Origin of the sequence: Anaerocolumna sp. MB42-C2 (genome assembly GCF_030913705.1) — a bacterium.
In the GTDB taxonomy this organism is placed as follows: Bacteria; Bacillota; Clostridia; order Lachnospirales; family Lachnospiraceae; genus Anaerocolumna.
On the sequence record NZ_CP133190.1, the window covers coordinates 669,517 to 686,801 of the forward strand.

The following is a 17,285-nucleotide window of genomic DNA, read 5'->3' on the forward strand; positions in this document are numbered from 1 at the left end:
GATTTAAAATTAAAAATTATACCAGTTTATACATTAACCAGAGATTGATATAAATGGGCACACTACTTACTTTCGTTTAGCGCAAACTAAACGACCCATGTAATATTTAACCATTTTTCAAAATTAATATGAAAGTTTTTAAGATAAAGACCTATTACATACAGTAAAGAAGCAGTTTAACAGATATAAATACGGTGCACATACTCTAAACACTGCTTTATAGGAGGTTAAAATGATTATAGCCGATTACCATGTACATTCCTCTTTCTCAAGTGATTCTACTGCTTCCATGGAAGCTATGGTTGAAAAGGCCATCTCTCTCGGAATGAGTAAAATATGCTTTACTGACCATATGGATTATGATTTTCCCTCTTCCTATGGTCTGCCCTTTCTATTTAATCCGGAGGAATATTTTAAGAAATTAGCTGATATCACCCAGCAATATAAGTCAAAAATTAAGGTTTTAAAAGGAATCGAGCTTGGATTGCAGCCATACCTTGCTCCCAGGTACGAAGAATTAATCCAGAAGTATGATTTTGATTTTGCTATTGGTTCTTCTCATCTGGTTAACGGCTTGGATCCTTATTATCCCGAATATTGGATGAAACAATCACCGGAAGAAGGGGTTGACATGTACTTTCAAAGTATTATTGATAATACGAAAGCTTTCTCCGGGTTTCAAGTATACGGACATTTGGATTATGTTATCCGTTATATCCCTGATAAAGCTCTGATACAGACTTATTCTTATAAAAAACATGCAGATATTATTGATGAGGTACTAAGAACCATTATTCAACACGGTAAAGGAATCGAAGTAAATACTGCCGGCTATAAATACGGTCTTGGATTTGCTCATCCCCATAGTGATATTTTAATCAGATATAAAGAATTAGGAGGTGAGATAATCACCATAGGTTCTGATGGTCACGCTCCCGAACATCTGGGATATGACTTTCCAAAAGCTGAGGAATTATTACACTCCCTTGGTTTTAAGTATTATGTAACTTTTGAAAACAGAAAACCTATCTTTGAGAAACTATAATTACCGTCCCTTTTCTGAAGAACAGACAATTCGTGCGCTTGAAAATAGTCTTTATAATATCATAGCCGTTGATGATAAAGATGTTGTCGGTATGGGCAGATTAATCGGTGACGGATTGTATTTTACTGTTGTAGATATAGTTGTAGCCCCAGAATATCAGGGTAAAGGGATAGGGAGCGAGCTAATAAAAAGGATATTGAATTATGCAGATAGCCAAACACCTCCCGGTGGCCGAGCCAGTGTTCAATTAATTTCCGAAAAAGGGAAAGAGTCTTTTTATGAAAAAGCGGGATTTAAAAAGATTCCTCACCAATATTGTGGTTTTGGAATGAGAAAAGTCATACATAAGGAAAACCGAATACAAATTTGACTTAGTTAGGTCTATCATAATATCATAAAAGCAGATAATCAACATTGGATTATCTGCTTTGTTTACTATCATTCTCTAAATTATTAAAGCAAATACCTGCATCTTAATATTGTAAATATACATGCAAATACAAATTATGCCCGGACAATTGTACCTCCGCCGACAACATAATCACCATCGTAAAATACAACAGCCTGTCCGGGGGTTACTGCCCTTTGCGGCTCTTCAAAAGTACATTCTATTTTATTCTCATCCACTTTACGGATAATACATTTTGATCCTTTATGACTGTAACGAATCTTGGCAGTCACTTCCATATCCCCTGCTAAATCCTCGATGGACATAAAATTCAGATTATCAGCATACAACTTATTGCAGAAAACTTCTTCACTGTTACCAATTACAACTTCGTTTGTCTCGGGACGTATAGCGAGAACAAATACGGGATGTCCCATAGCAAGGTTTAATCCTTTTCGCTGCCCTACGGTATAATGTATGATTCCTTTATGTTTGCCGATAACCTTCCCATCCGCGGTAACAAAATTACCTTCCTCCGGTGCTTTACCGGAATATTCCGTAATGAATTTAGCATAATCATTATCCGGGATAAAGCAGATTTCCTGGCTGTCCGGTTTATTGGCAACTCTTAGATTAATATTAGTGGCAATACTACGAATCTCATCCTTCGTGTATTCACCCACCGGCATCAGGGTATGTGCAAGCTGATACTGTGTCAGGTTATACAAGGCATAGGTCTGGTCTTTTTCTGACGTTGCAGATTTTTTTAAAGTATATCTCCCATTATCCAATTGTACCACTCTTGCATAATGACCGGTAGCAATATAATCGGCACCTATATCCAAGGAACGTTTTAAAAGGGATTCCCACTTCACATAACGGTTACATGCGATACATGGATTCGGTGTGTTGCCTTTTACATATTCCTCAGCAAAATAATCTATAACAGCATCTTTAAATTCATTTTTAAAATTCATTACATAATAAGGTATATCCAGGGCAAAAGCTACCCTTCTCGCATCATCTACTGCACTTAATCCACAGCAGCCTCCGCTCTCTTCCTGTGCCGCCACCTCTTCATCCTGCCAAATCTGCATGGTAACACCAATTACATCGTAACCGGCATTTTTAAGCAGATATGCTGCAACAGAAGAATCAACTCCACCTGACATGCCTACTACTACTTTCTTTCTATCCATTAAACCTCCTAGTAGACTTCCTCTTCTTCCTCTTCACTGATATCTGATTTGGGCTTTTCCAATCCTTCAATCTCAATGTTATTCTTAGTCGCATAATCCCATAAAGCTGCATGAATGGCTTCTTCTGCTAATAAAGAACAATGAACTTTTACTGCCGGCAAACCATCTAGTGCATCCATAACCGCTTTATTGGTTATCTGTAGTGCTTCCTGAACATTTTTACCTTTTACTAATTCTGTAGCCATACTGCTTGTAGCTACAGCTGCACCACATCCAAAGGTTTTAAATTTAACATCATCGATAATTCCATCTTTATTAATATCCAGGTATATTCTCATAATATCACCGCATTTTGCATTACCGACAGTACCAACACCGCTGGCATTCTCTATTTCTCCAACATTTCTGGGGTTAGTAAAATGATCCATTACTTTCTCACTATACATCTCAATTCCTCCTTCATTATAAGACCATCACCAAATGGTGCAATTTTTATTTATACAAAATTACTTGTTGCTGCTTTTAACAAAATCCTCATATAGAGGTGACATAGATCGTAATTTCTCTACAATCTCTTTAATACGTTCGACTACATAATCCATCTCGTCTTCCGTATTATCTTCGCATAAAGTCAGCCTTAAAGAACCATGTGCAATTTCATGAGGTAGTCCAATTGCTAATAATACATGGGACGGATCCAGGGAACCGGAAGTACAGGCTGAACCACTGGACGCACAAATATTCTGCATATCAAGCATAATCAGAAGAGATTCTCCCTCGATAAACTGAAAACTAAAGTTTGCATTATTGGGAAGACGTTTCGTTCTGTGTCCGTTTAAACGTACATAAGGTACCTCTGATAAAATTCTCTTAATCAGCTTATCCCTTAATTCAATTTCTTTTTGCTGACGGTCTTTTAGAGTTTCCATAGCAATTTCAACTGCTTTACCAAATCCGACGATGGCTGGAACATTTTCAGTTCCGGCTCTTCTATGTCTTTCCTGTGCGCCGCCGTGTACAAAAGATTTTAATTTTAAGCCTTTACGAATATAAAGAAACCCAATGCCTTTTGGACCGTTTAATTTATGTCCGCTGGCGCTTAACATATCTATATTTAATTCATTCACATCAATAGCTAGCTGACCGAATGCCTGGACAGCATCTGTGTGAAATAATATATTATTTGCTTTTGCTATTTCACCGATCTCCTTGATCGGTTGAATGGTACCGATTTCATTATTGGCAAACATAACAGAGATTAAGATGGTAGTCGGACGGATTGCTTTCTTTAACTCATCTAATTTAATAACACCATTCTCGTCCACATCAATATAAGATACTTCCATACCATGTTTCTCCAGGTATTCGCAGGTATGCAAAATGGCATGATGCTCAATTCTGGAGGTAATAATATGATTGCCTTTTGAAGCATAAGCTTCTGCGGTAGCCTTTAATGCCCAGTTGTCAGATTCCGTACCGCCAGCCGTAAAATATATATCTGATATTTCCGTATTCAGAGCTTTTGCAATAATACCCCTGGCCTCATCTACTGCCTTTTTATTCTGTGTTGCAAGTTCGTACACGCTGGAAGGATTGCCAAAGCTCTCCGTAAAATATGGGAGCATAGCTTCCACTACTGCCGGACGTGTTTTTGTCGTAGCTGCATTATCTAAATAAATCTTTTTCTCCATCTGTGTCATCTCCTATTATAAAATTTACTATTGCCCGCAGGTCGGTCTTTTACGGCTATCACTTTCTAAAACTCCATGTTCGGATCGAATCTTTTCACTTTCTTCCATTAATTCAGATAGTTTCATGGTATCAACGGTATTGTTTATACTATCACTAATACGCATCCAAACATATTTTGTTACACAAAGATCCGCACCGGTGCAAGATGATCCACTGCCTATAATTTCGGCACAATCTACGGGATTTAAATCCCCTTCCAAGGCTCTTAGTATATCACCAACGGATATTTCTTCCGGCTTCTTAGCCAATACATATCCGCCCTGTGCACCTCTGATACTGTTTACGATCCCTGCTTTTTTCAATTTGGCGATTAATTGTTCCAAATAACTAATGGAAATATCCTGGCGCTCCGCAATTCCGCTTAAAGCAACTGCTTCATTTTTCCCATTGACCGCTAAATCCAAAACTGCGCGTAATCCATATCTACCCTTTGTAGATAGTTTCATCATACCACCTCACTTTTATCCATTTCGGGAGTTTAATTCCTACTATTTCATTTCCTAGCATTTTATTTCCTACTAAAACAGTGCACTTTCTTGTTACATATTATCATCACAGTTCCAATTTGTCAATAGATTAGGAATTGTTTTATACTCTCCGAATATATTTAAATAAGTTCTATTATTATCGGCAGGAAATATACATGACCAGAAATAAGAGCAATTTAATTAAAGGTACCGCAGTACTCACATTAGCGGGTCTGGCCACCCGTTTTATCGGTTTTTTTTACCGCATTTTTTTATCCAACGCGATGGGTGCTGAGATCATGGGAATCTATCAGCTGATATTTCCGATTTATATGATCTGTTTTACCATATTTGCTTCCGGCATTCAGACAGCCATATCAACCTTGGTGGCCAACGAACTAGGTAAAAAACATTATAAAAATCTACAGAACGTACTGAAGATCGGCATTATTATGTCATTAAGTGCAGCTATAGTATTAGCCTTTCTTGTATTCCGCTATTCCAATACGATTGCAGCCAATATACTAAGAGAACCAAGCTGTGCCTCCTCTTTACGGATACTTGCTTATGCTTTCCCTTTCTGCGGTATAACGGCCTGCATTAATGGTTATTATTATGGTTTAAAAAAAGCAGGAGTACCCGCAACTACTCAATTATTAGAACAAATAATACGTGTGATTTTTGTTTATATCGTTGCCACATATGTTGGAAAGGGAGATATAAAAATCACCAGCGAATTGGCAGTCTTAGGTGTTGTAATCGGGGAGATTGCATCACAGGTTTATAATATAGCGTCCCTGTATTGTACCAGCACTCCAAGGGAGTTATCACACCTTGCTAAATCTGCACCAACGTCGGCTTATAAAAACGAAAAAATAACCGGCCGTCTGTTTCGATTGACTGTTCCTCTGACGGCAAACCGGTTGCTAATTAGTATATTACATAGTGTGGAGGCTATTCTTATACCGAATATGCTGAAAAAATATGGCTTAAGCAATTCGGAAGCATTAAGCATTTACGGTATCTTAAACGGTATGTCCATGCCTTTTATTATGTTTCCCTCAGCAATAACAAATTCCTTATCCGTATTACTGCTTCCAACCATTTCAGAAGCCAGGTCCTTAAGTAATGATAACATGATTAAAAAAACTACTGCAATTTCTATTAAATATAGTATGTTAATCGGTATTTTAAGTGCCGGAATTTTTGTCAGTTTCGGCCAGGAATTAGGTAATATCATATTTCATAACGAACTTGCCGGAAGCCTGCTTACTATCTTAGCCTGGTTATGTCCGTTCCTGTATATTACCACAACATTAAGCAGCATTATTAATGGTTTAGGATTGGCCCATTTAACCTTTGCCAATTCCGTAGTCGGTATGTCCATCCGTATATTACTGATACTTTATCTGGTACCGAAACAGGGTATGAATGGTTATTTAATCAGTCTCTTAATCAGTCAATTAGTAATTACAGCCTTTGATGGTTTCATCGTAATTAAAAGAATAAAACCTCCTTTTGATGCAGCGGATTTTATATTAAAACCGGGAATTATTGTAGCCTTAAGCGGTTACCTGTTATACAGGTTATATGAATATATAGCACCGGCGGCTGGAAGTCTTTCCTTTGTGTTAGGATGCTGTTTTTTAGTCTGCGTATCTTTTATATTATTACTTGGCATAACAAAAGCTGTTTCCTTAAAAGATTTTAAGTAAACAGCTTAAATCCATCCTTGCCTTGGTCTTTCACGTCATATAAAGCTTTATCTGCACAATTTAGCAATTGGTTATAATTTATTCCGTCCCTTGGATATAAGGAAACTCCAATACTGCCGGAAACGGATATTTCATACTCTTCTTCCCGATAAACAGATCTTAATGCACGCTGCAGCAAATCTGCTTTTATAAAAACTGTTTCTTTATTGGAGATATCTCCTATAAACACTGCAAATTCATCTCCGCCGATTCTTCCTATGATTTCACCTGAAGTAAAAATCATCTTTACCTGATTAATTACAAAAGATAATATCTTATCTCCCTGCAAATGCCCATATCTATCATTAATGCTTTTAAAATCGTCAATATCCACGATCATAAAAATGTGTCTTGTATCACTGTGTTTTTGTATGTAATGGTCAATTAAATCCTTTGTAGCACTTTTGTTGTATACACCGGTTAATGGATCCCTTTTTGCTTTGTATTCTAATGTCTGCAGTTCTTTTTTGTGTAAATCAATATTAACTATCTTACCGATAACCCGGGTGGCACGTTTATAATCATCATAAATTGTTTTACCTCTGGTATGGCACCATACATAATCACTTTTAATGTCCTTGATACGAAATTCTGATTCAATCATCTCTTTACCGCTGCGCAGTGCCCTGCAATACTCAGAAAATACCCCCATATCTTCCGGATGAATCATGATTTCCGCATTGGTCTTTAGATCTGAAAAATGAGGTATTACCGGGGCCCTGCCATATAGCTCCTTATATTTATCTGCAAAGGTCATCAAGTCCTCATCAATCTCATATTCAAATAAAATGTCATTGGATATTTCGGCTGCTACCCGATACCGTTCCTCTTCCAATAAAAGTCTTTCCTGCATTAATTTTGATTCCGTTATATCGATCAGTACAGCGGATACGGTATGTTTTCCGTCTTTATCTTCAATATAATTACCATTTAATAATATCCAAATGATATTACCGCTTTTGGTTTTCATCCTGATTTCCTTTTGAATGTATTCCCCATTAAGGAAGTCATCTTTCAGTGCCGTAAATTTATCCAAATCATCCTGACAGACTAATGTTGTAACACTGTTCTCTAATTCCTGTTGTATTTCTTCTTTGCTGTAGCCTATAATATCATAATAACCGTTACTTGCATAAATTATCTCATAATTATGCTCCAAATTAAAATTAACAAAACCTGCATGAATACTGTTGGTTATATGCCTTAACTCCAGGGAAGCTTCTTTTACTTTTTTTTCACTGGTATACTTTAATCTTAAAATAATAATAATCGCCAGTATACACAATAAAACTAAGCAGAAGCAAAATACAGCAAAATAAACGGTATTCGAATACATATAAGAATCTTCCGTTAAATTTTCCTGAGCGTTAACTATTTTCGAAGAAAAAAATAAGACCAGTATAATATTTACGAATAAAATTGAGACAAATCTGCTACGCAAAGCTTTGTGAAAAATACAACATAATGTTGTCCCTTTTTTCACCTGATTCCACCTTCTTTAATTCACATTAATATTTATCATTACTGTTCTCTTTTGTAAATAAAACTCTGCAACATTCATTAGCATAAACCGGAAGAAACATTATGATTTATTTCTTCGGTTCGCGTGTGCACTTACATTCCTTAAAGCTTGCTTGCAAATGCTAGTTTTACCAACGCGTAATAATGACGCCCACTTGTTGAACGTCTTTAAATTAAACGCTATCCGCTCAAGTGAACGTCTTATGCAAATTATAACATCGGTTTAGAGCAGATGTTAAATTAAAAAAAGCCCTGTGAATAACACAGAGCTTAAATTGCATAGAAACAGTAATCTAAATTACCTTTGTGCAACCGGCTGTCGTATCTGTAATCAGATTTAGACCCTAAGCTTTGCGTCCTTATCTTTCGATAAGTTTGCCCTTACCAAATATAGGAATATTGTACTACATATTCCCATCTTATGCAACACCTTTTATTAATTTAAAACAAAATATTAACGACATACATTCGCATATTTAGCTTTAAAATCATTTTATTTTCATAACTTTTTCATATTAACACTAAATGATAATTTTTACAACTCATTTTTATACCATTTGAGTAATATTTTAAACAAGCTGCTTGTCTTATCCTCTTATCTTTCAAACATAAAATAACCTCGAATGGCTCGGGGTCAAGTCTGTTTAAAAAATAACTATCTGCCAGCGATTATTTTTTCAATCTGTACTCTTTCCGGCATTGACCGAATAGCACCTTTTTTCGTTGTTACCAGATATGCAGCAGCGTTAGCAAAAGTAAGCATATACTCTAAATCATCTTTATCTAAATTGTGTAGCCCGTTTATGACTCAAGTTGGTGAAACTTTTAACTTCTGAATTATAAACTTTCTTTTGTTCTGAATCTTATCCGCATATTCTAATATAGTTTTACTGAAACTGTGCGAGTATCTTGCCGTCAGAATCAGCGATATACCAGGTAACACTAACACACCTGCCTCTCCATCCATTGTTGGCATTATAATCCATACATGTCACGGGAATAAGTAGATAATCGCCATATTTTTTCACATGTGCAATATAATCAAGTTCCTTTTCTTGCTTGAAAGTAATATTAATAAACGATTTAATCAAATTGTTTTTGTTGGTTCCAGATGTAAAACAGGATATCAAAATCGATTCTTTACCGTCCGCTTTTGCACAATAGGTTTTATCTCCCAGAATATTGAAAGATTCTGTACCAGTGGTTTTATAAATATAAGAAGAGGTTTTACCGGTTTTTGTGTTGAATTGATAATGTTTTTCGCTATTATCGGTTCCATTATAGAAGATAATGTTATCGTTATGATATATTTGCTCCTCATATAATTGCTTTTCAATCACAGTTTTTATATTTGTTCTGGTATCTAATTTTATTAATGTTCCGTACCAATAGTTTCCGGTCCCTTCATAGGTACCATATTGATAATAGATACCTCCGTTTATTTTTTTAATATCTGACACCTCCGGAGATGTCCGTTCACTTCCATCTAACGCAATCTTGTCTGTGGTCAAAACAGCAAGCTTTTTTCGCTTCGCCGTCAAAACGTATAATGTAAGTTTTGAAGAGGTTTCATTAAATTCAGTAAAATACAATGTGTTGTCTGAGTTTTTTACAAAACGAAAAGTCATGTTACCTTTATAAATCAAAGTACTTTTCTTGCTCTCATAATCTCTTTTATACAACTTACTCACTTTGCCCTTAGTAACGGTATAGTAAATACTGGTGTCATCAAGACATACAAAGCAGCCGTTACATATAGTTTTTTTATCTTTGCCATCATTGGAAACCGAATAAGTCCGATAGATGTCTTTTTCCCCATCATAACTGGTATAATACAGCGTCTCTTTATGAATATCCATATTTATAATATCATTCTTTGACGATACCAGTTTAGTTTTATTACCCGAAGCAACCTCTAAGCGGTATATATCATATGAATATTCATCCCCCTCTATTGTCTGAATATAATAGATATCTCCTCCGTCCTCTAGCATGGGAGAATATTCGTAAACCATTGCGTTAGTGGCTGCACTGGTAATAAGGATATTCTCTGATTGTAAAAAGACAACTAAAAAGACTAAAATAAAACTAAGTATTTGTTTTGTTATTTTGTTCATTCCATTCTCCTTATTCTGAAATAGTATATATATAATAGTATTTATTTAGCAGTTTATGGTATTGACCTGGATTTACTTCAATTCATAGTTTTCACATATTAATTTCATAATCAATATATTCACCAGAAAAAAAGAATATCTTTATTCTCTCTCCTTTGATGAAGATTAAATCCAGAACTTTCAAAAATATGTTGAGCAGGAACTAATTTTGAATCTTTACGAATTAATCCTCAAGATTGATTACCAAACCTACCGAAAGTTGATGAACCATTTCTCCCAATTCTTCCTGTAAGATATTAAATGAACGGTTACCTGTGCAATGCCCCGTATAAATGTCCTCTACTCCTGTCATTTTAATTCTTCTAGCCAGCTCCCTGACTTCATCTTTTGACTTATTAAAAATATGAAGACCACCCACCAAAGCTTTAATTTTTTTATCAGGATAGGTTGCTGAGACTTCATTAATAATGTTATCCGCTCCTCCATGACAACAGCTATTGAAAATAATGAGCCCTGATGGAGTTTCAAAAACAAGACTTTGCTCATGGGAAAAATCATCCGGTATCCAACCTTTTTCATTACGTATGTACATCATGTTTTTCTTACCGATATCTGAAAGGCTTTTTGTCTTATGTGGAATCAATGATGCTCCAGGGAACATAGTGTAATCTCCCTCTGCATAAACAATACGCTCTTTATATTCATCCAATATATTCTTTGGAATACCGATATATTTACGAATAAACCATTTCTTCATATAACAATTTTCACCACAGCCATATCGTAGATAAAATTTAGCCCTGTTATTTGTTATGAAAAAATTCTTCATGCCATCTGCATGGTCATAATGCGCATGAGATAAAACAGCATAATCTATATTCTGAATATCAATTCCAAGTTTTTCTGCATTATCCAAAAACAGTCCTGATGCCCCAGTATCAAGTAAAATTTTCTTTTCACCATATTCAATAAATATACATAATCCCCATTCTCCTGATATATTTTCTTTTGAAATATTATCTACCACTACTGTAGCTTTCATAAAAAATTTTCCTTTCATTACATTCATCAATATTTTTTTCTTCTTAAAAATTTAATTAAATAATACGATGTGATATTACAATTACCTCTTTGAAATCTAAATTCAGAAATGTTAATTTACATATACTGTTACCGGAATAATTTTTCCCTTAACATCATAGAGTTCAAAACTCTTACAATTATCTGGAAGAATGACAGCAAAGGGTTTTGCAGGATCAACTAATATTGGAGAAATATCTTTATTTCCAAAAACAATTTTTTCTACCTTTTTACGGTTCATAGACAAAAGTGCTGAACCGTAATATTCATAGGTATATTCTGCCACTCCATCCGTTATTGCCTCAACGGAACCACCTGCATAAAAGAAGTAACCAAAAGAAAATCCTTTCCTGTTCAGGTAAATAGAAAATATCGATTCATCCGGCTGTTTTCCATAAAAAAGCATTGCACCTATATTATCACTGACTGCTTTTTCAGCAGACCAGGATTTATCAATATGTTGACTGCTTCTGGCATCCGATTCTAATTTTGATGCTGTGACTCCTATTATATCGGTACTATAGAGGAGCAGGAATATAAAAATAGTACTCACGACAGCAACAATCATTAATTTAACTTTTTTCTTTATAGCAACTCACCCCGCTTTGCTTCTAATTTATTTCCATGAAATAATTAATTTTCTATTTCGTTGCAATACTTATTTACCAATTCGAGCAGTATTTTCTTTTCATTTTCTGAAATCCATTCGCATAATCTTGCTGCTGCAACGGGTAATTCCCAACTATTAATATCCTCCATGCTTCTTTGCGATATTGTAAGATATTCTCTTATATATACTATGTAAATATGGTGCTGTATAAATGAAATTACCTTTCGTATAATCCAAGGTGCATGGGAAACTTCGCCATATTTCAACAGTAAACATGTCCGTGCAACATCAGCGCATGCATCTCCCCTGCAAGCTGTCATCCAATCTAAAATAACCTCTTTATTATTTGCTACCATCACATTTCCTGGATGAAAATCAAAATGGCACAGTTCATTGCCGTCAGGTAATTGCTTTAAGTATTTTCGAACAATTTCTTTGTTTTCATCTGAAAGTATATCAACACTATGTAAATCCGCTTCCAATTTTTCTTTTACAGTACATAGATTATCAATCACCGGCTTTTGTATGGATAAATGATAATGTGCTAATTCTTTAGCATAAACATTAATTTTCCATAAAGAACCCATCATGATTTTCAGCATGTCTTTTCCAAGGATTTCCTCATATATAATTCCATACCTGCCATTTATTTCAACCATTTCATATACTTTAGGCACACATTCCAAAACATTTTGTATGATAATACCGTTTTGATATTCTTTCTCAATAATACCCTTATTTAGCCCAATTCGAAACAGTTTCAGTATTTTGTTATCATCCAGTCTGTATATTTCAGCAGTATTTCCCTGACCTATCATTTGCTTTTTCCTTATTTCCATATGGTACTCCTCATATCTATAATAATTTAAACCGGAATCCTTATTGGATGAAAACTTTTATCGTGGTATGTGGGGACGATTGTGCATTTTATTTTTTAAGTATTCTCTTTAAGTAGGCGATATCTAACAAATTCACTGTCTCAAAACTCCCTTTATAAAACACACACCAGTTATTGAAAACACAAGGCAATTCCTTTGCTTTTTGTAGCGTATCCACATGAATTAAAGATACAGGAACATCATTCAGCTCACAATACTGTTTTATCAGCATGGCCCTTTCATAGACAAAGGGGCATTGCATATCATAATAAATTGTTAGCTCTTTGCTTTCAATTTCTTGCTTTTTAGCATTTTCTGCGAACTTTGGCCTTGTTCCGTCAAAAGAAAGTGCAAGCAATTCATATCCATTATCGGTAGAATCAACAACCTCAAAGCCGAACTTCTTCGCAAATGATTGGTTAGAAAGCCAAGCTTTTTGTTTTTTTGCTCCAAGCATACAAATACCAGATTTGCCACTTTCTTTGGCATCAGCCAAACAATACTCCATCAGTGATTTCCCATACCCTTTTCCTTTTTGACTACTCCATAAACAATACAAATAATAATAGTTGTCACCATTTATAGGAACCCAAGCTGTTTCAAGGGGAGCATATTCAATAAAAACCGGAGCCTTTACATTTAACTTTCTAAGGACATGACCTTCCTTTAGCCGGTCTGAAAGCCATTGTCGCTTTGCTTCAATACCTTGATGGGGCTTTTTACTGCGGATAATACAGCATAAATGCTCATTATCAAGGTTTTCTGCTGTTAGATTTACAAAATCAGTACACATATTTAAATTTCCTCTCTTACAATTCCTGTTTATCGCTTTCCAGTCTCAATAAATTTCATCAATTCATTTATATCATCAAAGCTATCATAATCACCATAAGTCTGCATCCATGAAGAATATAATAATTGTAAAAATATAATCTTAATGGCCTCCTAATCGTTATTTACCACTATGCCATCTTTCATTACAAAATTAACACTTTGATAGTAGATATGGCATTTCATACGGATTTCCTTTTACTGCAATGAGGTCAGCGATACAATTTTCTTCTATTTTGCCGTAATCTTCTCGGTCTAATATTTTAGCCCCATCTAAGGTAGCAGGAAAATCGAGATTTTCTCTGGATACCTTTAGGATTTTCTTATCATCAGTTAATATGTGAACAGTTACTCTTTCTCCGCAGCTGTCAACAATCGTTGCATTTTTCAGTAAGCATCTCATCTCTTTATTTACCTTCCATTTCTTGTATATACCAATGAATAACTAAAAAAACCATGACAAATATTTGCACACAACAAAACAAAATAATTGTTTCTCCACTTTTCATATTCAAAAATGTGTGATTAACGCGAGACGGGACCATAAATTGGATTTTTAATAAAAACCATTAAGTATTTTTAAATCAACTGACCTGTTGCACCATTTACCAAAACATTCATAATAGCTTCTCCTTTGCAAATTCCTATTTGCTACCGAGTTATTATAAAATTGTTTTTCCTTGTCTAAAATAATATCGCACATTTAGTCACATTATATCATTACAGAATATGGATTTCTACCTTTTTTTACCATCAACTCTTATCCACCTGCAACCTCAATTATCCTATAGGCGGTAATTTACTACATATTCTGTTTGTTTGAATATTAATTATCCTTGAGCACTTTCATTAATAATTAATTTTCAGTATAATATGCATGTTGGTAGTACTCCCATTGTATAGATAATTTTTGTCATCTATACTTGATATGAAAGGAGAACTTGATTGCTAATTAATTTAGAAAAAAACGTAAATCTAAAGGATATTGAAGTGTTAATTAAATATGCCAGTATGAATCCGACCCTCAATCGACTCATTACCTTGCTTAAATCAATGAACCGCGAATTAAAATGTATTAGTAATGAGAACAATCAAATATGGATTAGTGTTTTAGATATCTATTATGTTGAGAGTGTTGATAAAAAAACTTATGTTTATTGCGATAAAGCAGTATACCGTTCTTCTTTCTCAATATATAAATTGCAGCATATTCCTCTTCCAGTTCTTTTTTCACGCTTTCATAGATTTTCATTAGTTCCGGCATTTCCGTAAGCGATACCGATCGGACAATTTGGTTCTGAATCAAATAAGAATCCTCCAAAAATGAAGATAAAGATAATAATGAATCTGTCTGGCTTTATGGTTACAAGATTCTTAGTAATGGTTAACTTTTTATCTATTCCTTACTTTTACTAACATATTATTAAAAATGAGTATATCTGAACAATAGTAACCAATAATATCCTTATATATGCAGTGTTTCAGATGCTAGATATTATTAAATATTTTATTCAAGCTTTTCATCCTACTGGCTGTTTTACAATTCCAGTGAAGAGAACTTATTAGAGCCTGAAAGATATTTTATTTTTTTAATTTTAGTTATTTTCCATTTTATGTTATTTGACAATCATTATTAGAGTTGCTATAATGGCAGTAAATTAATATATGTCTTCAGGGCAGGGTGTAATTCCCTACCGGTGGTATAGCCCACGAACCGCAAGGTATGATTCGGTGTAACTCCGAAGCCGACAGTAAAGTCTGGATGAAAGAAGATTTTAAAGCCGCTTTTAGCGTTTTTCTTTGAACATTGCTCTGAAATGATTTATTCATTTCAGATTTTTTGTTTATAAAGATTAATTATTAATGTGAGCTACTGCCTTGAACTGTATGTTTAAGGCAGTTTTTTTATGGAGGAATCATATGACGGATGAAAAATATATGAACCTTGCTCTAACCCTTGCGACAAAAGGTATTGGTTTCGTAAATCCTAATCCCTTAGTAGGTGCAGTTATCGTAAAAGACGGTAAAATAATCGGCCAGGGTTGGCATGAAAAATACGGTGGATGGCACGCTGAAAGAAATGCACTAAGTAATTGTAGTGAAAGTCCAAATGGCGCAAGCATGTATGTTACCTTGGAACCTTGCTGCCATTATGGGAAAACTCCTCCTTGTACGGAAGCCATCTTACAAAATGGAATAAAAAAAGTGGTTATTGGTAGCTTAGACCCAAATACACTTGTTTCAGGAAAAGGAGTTGCTATTTTGCGCGAAGCAGGTATCGATGTAGTTACAGGAATACTGCAGGATAAATGCATAGAACTAAACGAGGTTTTCTTTCACTATATTAAAACAAAAACACCTTATGTTGTTATGAAATATGCTATGACAATGGATGGAAAAATTGCATCAGCCAGCGGTAAATCTAAGTGGATTACAGGACAAAAAGCCCGTGTACATGTTCATAAAAGCCGTAACCAATACTCTTCCATTATGGTTGGTGTTGGCACAGTAATTGCTGACAACCCCTCCCTTACCTGCCGCATTGATGGAGGTAGGAACCCAATACGCATCATCTGTGACACATATTTACGTACACCGCTGGAATCTACTATTGTTACCACTGCAAAAGAAGTAAGAACGATTATTGCTACTGCTTGCAATAATCCGGAAAAGCATAAACCATATCTTTCTAGCGGTTGTGAGATTCTAGAAATTCGACTTAAAGATAATCATATTGATTTAAACCATTTAATGCAGGAACTTGGTGCAAAAGGTATTGACAGTATCCTTTTAGAAGGAGGCTCTTCCCTTAATTTTTCCGCTCTGCAATGCAGGATTGTTAATAAAGTTCAAGCTTATATCGCACCGAAACTATTTGGCGGCAGTCAGTCAAAAACACCTGTAGGAGGCGTAGGTATTCAAAAAGTAAGTGACTGCTTTCACTTAAAAAATCAAACAATCACATGGTTTGATGAGGACATTCTGATGGAAGGAGTAGTAGATTATACATGTTTACAGGAATCATCGAGGAAATAGGTATTGTTAGAAATATAAAAAAGGGAGCGAAATCTGCAAGTTTGATTGTTGAATGTAAAAAAATTTTTGATGACTTAAAGTTAGGTGATAGTGTATCAACAAACGGTGTCTGCCTAACCGTAACTAATATAAGTAATTCTTCCTTTTCAGCTGATGTTATGAATGAAACTCTTTCCAAATCTTCACTTGGGAGCTTGAATATCGGAAGCAGAGTTAATTTAGAACGTGCAATGCCCGCAAACGGAAGATTTGGAGGGCATATAGTATCGGGACATATCGATGGAACCGGTAAGATTACGTCAATAAAAAAAGACGATATTGCCATCTGGTATACTATTATAGCCAGCCCTAAAGTAATGCATTATATCGTAGAAAAAGGCTCGATTGCTATAGACGGAATCAGTCTTACCGTAGCACAAGTTACACATGATAGCTTTTCCGTGTCAATCATTCCACACACTGCCGGAGAAACAACACTTTCAGAAAAAAATATAGGCAGTTTAGTTAATCTTGAAAATGATATTGTTGGCAAGTATATCGAAAAATTCTCACAAAGTAACAATTGCATAACCAGAGAATTTTTATATAAAAATGGATTTTAGGAGGT

General features: G+C 34.9%; 17 protein-coding genes and 2 riboswitches. Of the genes, 6 read left to right on the forward strand and 11 right to left on the reverse strand.

All coding sequences use genetic code 11. The features are described from left to right. The first annotated feature begins 232 nt into the window (after positions 1 to 232). Both RBU59_RS03025 and RBU59_RS03030 read left to right on the forward strand, forming a co-directional pair. On the forward strand, positions 233 to 1,045 hold the full coding sequence (locus RBU59_RS03025) for a histidinol-phosphatase HisJ family protein (RefSeq protein ID WP_308146409.1): 813 nt from the start codon (positions 233 to 235) through the stop codon (positions 1,043 to 1,045). After that, entirely contained in the window at positions 1,032 to 1,415 is a 384-nt protein-coding gene (locus tag RBU59_RS03030) for a GNAT family N-acetyltransferase (protein WP_308146410.1), read from the forward strand. The genes RBU59_RS03025 and RBU59_RS03030 overlap by 14 nt, the downstream gene beginning before the upstream one ends. 134 nt (positions 1,416 to 1,549) lie before the next feature. Here RBU59_RS03030 and mnmA read toward each other — a convergent pair whose 3' ends face one another. From mnmA to RBU59_RS03050, 4 genes are read right to left on the reverse strand one after another with little or no spacing between them, the layout of a single operon-like run. Beyond that, the gene (gene mnmA / locus RBU59_RS03035) at positions 1,550 to 2,632 is read right to left on the reverse strand and encodes a tRNA 2-thiouridine(34) synthase MnmA (RefSeq protein ID WP_308146411.1); all 1,083 of its coding nucleotides are present in this window, start codon (positions 2,630 to 2,632) and stop codon (positions 1,550 to 1,552) included. Between the two features lie 8 nt (positions 2,633 to 2,640). Beyond that, positions 2,641 to 3,078 (reverse strand): Fe-S cluster assembly scaffold protein NifU, encoded by a 438-nt coding sequence (gene nifU, locus RBU59_RS03040; protein ID WP_308146412.1) that lies wholly within the window; start codon positions 3,076 to 3,078, stop codon positions 2,641 to 2,643. A gap of 60 nt (positions 3,079 to 3,138) precedes the next feature. Continuing rightward, positions 3,139 to 4,323 carry a cysteine desulfurase NifS gene (gene nifS, locus RBU59_RS03045; protein WP_308146413.1) on the reverse strand — a complete coding sequence of 395 codons (1,185 nt, stop codon included), beginning with the start codon at positions 4,321 to 4,323 and terminating at the stop codon, positions 3,139 to 3,141. 27 nt (positions 4,324 to 4,350) lie between these two features. Beyond that, entirely contained in the window at positions 4,351 to 4,830 is a 480-nt protein-coding gene (locus RBU59_RS03050; protein ID WP_308148531.1) for an RrF2 family transcriptional regulator, read from the reverse strand. Between the two features lie 197 nt (positions 4,831 to 5,027). Between RBU59_RS03050 and RBU59_RS03055 the strand changes: the two genes are divergently transcribed. Next, positions 5,028 to 6,566, forward strand: a complete 1,539-nt coding sequence (locus RBU59_RS03055) for a putative polysaccharide biosynthesis protein (protein ID WP_308146414.1) — start codon at positions 5,028 to 5,030, stop codon at positions 6,564 to 6,566. On the opposite strand, the gene RBU59_RS03060 is transcribed toward RBU59_RS03055, so the two are convergent. The 7 genes from RBU59_RS03060 to RBU59_RS03090 all read right to left on the reverse strand — a co-directional run bounded on the left by RBU59_RS03060 (position 6,559) and on the right by RBU59_RS03090 (position 14,045). Beyond that, on the reverse strand, positions 6,559 to 7,941 hold the full coding sequence (locus RBU59_RS03060) for a sensor domain-containing diguanylate cyclase (protein WP_308146415.1): 1,383 nt from the start codon (positions 7,939 to 7,941) through the stop codon (positions 6,559 to 6,561). The two genes, RBU59_RS03055 and RBU59_RS03060, sit on opposite strands and share 8 nt — an antisense overlap. Positions 7,942 to 8,430: 489 nt before the next feature. Next, a riboswitch (cyclic di-GMP riboswitch) is annotated at positions 8,431 to 8,516 on the reverse strand. A 497-nt stretch (positions 8,517 to 9,013) separates the two neighbouring features. Continuing rightward, a complete protein-coding gene (locus tag RBU59_RS03065; protein ID WP_308146416.1) occupies positions 9,014 to 10,243 on the reverse strand; it encodes a DUF5050 domain-containing protein in 1,230 nt (409 codons plus the stop codon). A 223-nt stretch (positions 10,244 to 10,466) separates the two neighbouring features. Continuing rightward, complete coding sequence (locus RBU59_RS03070; RefSeq protein WP_308146417.1) at positions 10,467 to 11,285, reverse strand: MBL fold metallo-hydrolase; 819 nt, start codon at positions 11,283 to 11,285, stop codon at positions 10,467 to 10,469. Between the two features lie 111 nt (positions 11,286 to 11,396). Continuing rightward, positions 11,397 to 11,891: a hypothetical protein gene (locus RBU59_RS03075; protein WP_308146418.1), complete on the reverse strand. Its 495-nt coding sequence runs from the start codon at positions 11,889 to 11,891 to the stop codon at positions 11,397 to 11,399. A gap of 65 nt (positions 11,892 to 11,956) precedes the next feature. Beyond that, on the reverse strand, positions 11,957 to 12,772 hold the full coding sequence (locus tag RBU59_RS03080; RefSeq protein ID WP_308146419.1) for a phosphotransferase: 816 nt from the start codon (positions 12,770 to 12,772) through the stop codon (positions 11,957 to 11,959). 88 nt (positions 12,773 to 12,860) lie between these two features. Continuing rightward, positions 12,861 to 13,604, reverse strand: coding sequence for an N-acetyltransferase (locus tag RBU59_RS03085; protein ID WP_308146420.1), 744 nt, complete (start codon positions 13,602 to 13,604; stop codon positions 12,861 to 12,863). Between the two features lie 192 nt (positions 13,605 to 13,796). Further along, positions 13,797 to 14,045, reverse strand: coding sequence for a hypothetical protein (locus RBU59_RS03090; protein WP_308146421.1), 249 nt, complete (start codon positions 14,043 to 14,045; stop codon positions 13,797 to 13,799). Between the two features lie 542 nt (positions 14,046 to 14,587). Here RBU59_RS03090 and RBU59_RS03095 point away from each other — a divergent pair. The 3 genes from RBU59_RS03095 to RBU59_RS03105 all read left to right on the forward strand — a co-directional run bounded on the left by RBU59_RS03095 (position 14,588) and on the right by RBU59_RS03105 (position 17,280). Further along, complete coding sequence (locus tag RBU59_RS03095; RefSeq protein ID WP_308146422.1) at positions 14,588 to 14,914, forward strand: LytTR family transcriptional regulator DNA-binding domain-containing protein; 327 nt, start codon at positions 14,588 to 14,590, stop codon at positions 14,912 to 14,914. Between the two features lie 391 nt (positions 14,915 to 15,305). Continuing rightward, a riboswitch (FMN riboswitch) is annotated at positions 15,306 to 15,420 on the forward strand. Between the two features lie 142 nt (positions 15,421 to 15,562). After that, complete coding sequence (ribD, locus tag RBU59_RS03100) at positions 15,563 to 16,678, forward strand: bifunctional diaminohydroxyphosphoribosylaminopyrimidine deaminase/5-amino-6-(5-phosphoribosylamino)uracil reductase RibD (RefSeq protein WP_308146423.1); 1,116 nt, start codon at positions 15,563 to 15,565, stop codon at positions 16,676 to 16,678. Next, a complete protein-coding gene (locus tag RBU59_RS03105; protein WP_308146424.1) occupies positions 16,651 to 17,280 on the forward strand; it encodes a riboflavin synthase in 630 nt (209 codons plus the stop codon). The genes ribD and RBU59_RS03105 overlap by 28 nt, the downstream gene beginning before the upstream one ends. The last annotated feature ends 5 nt before the right edge of the window (positions 17,281 to 17,285 follow it).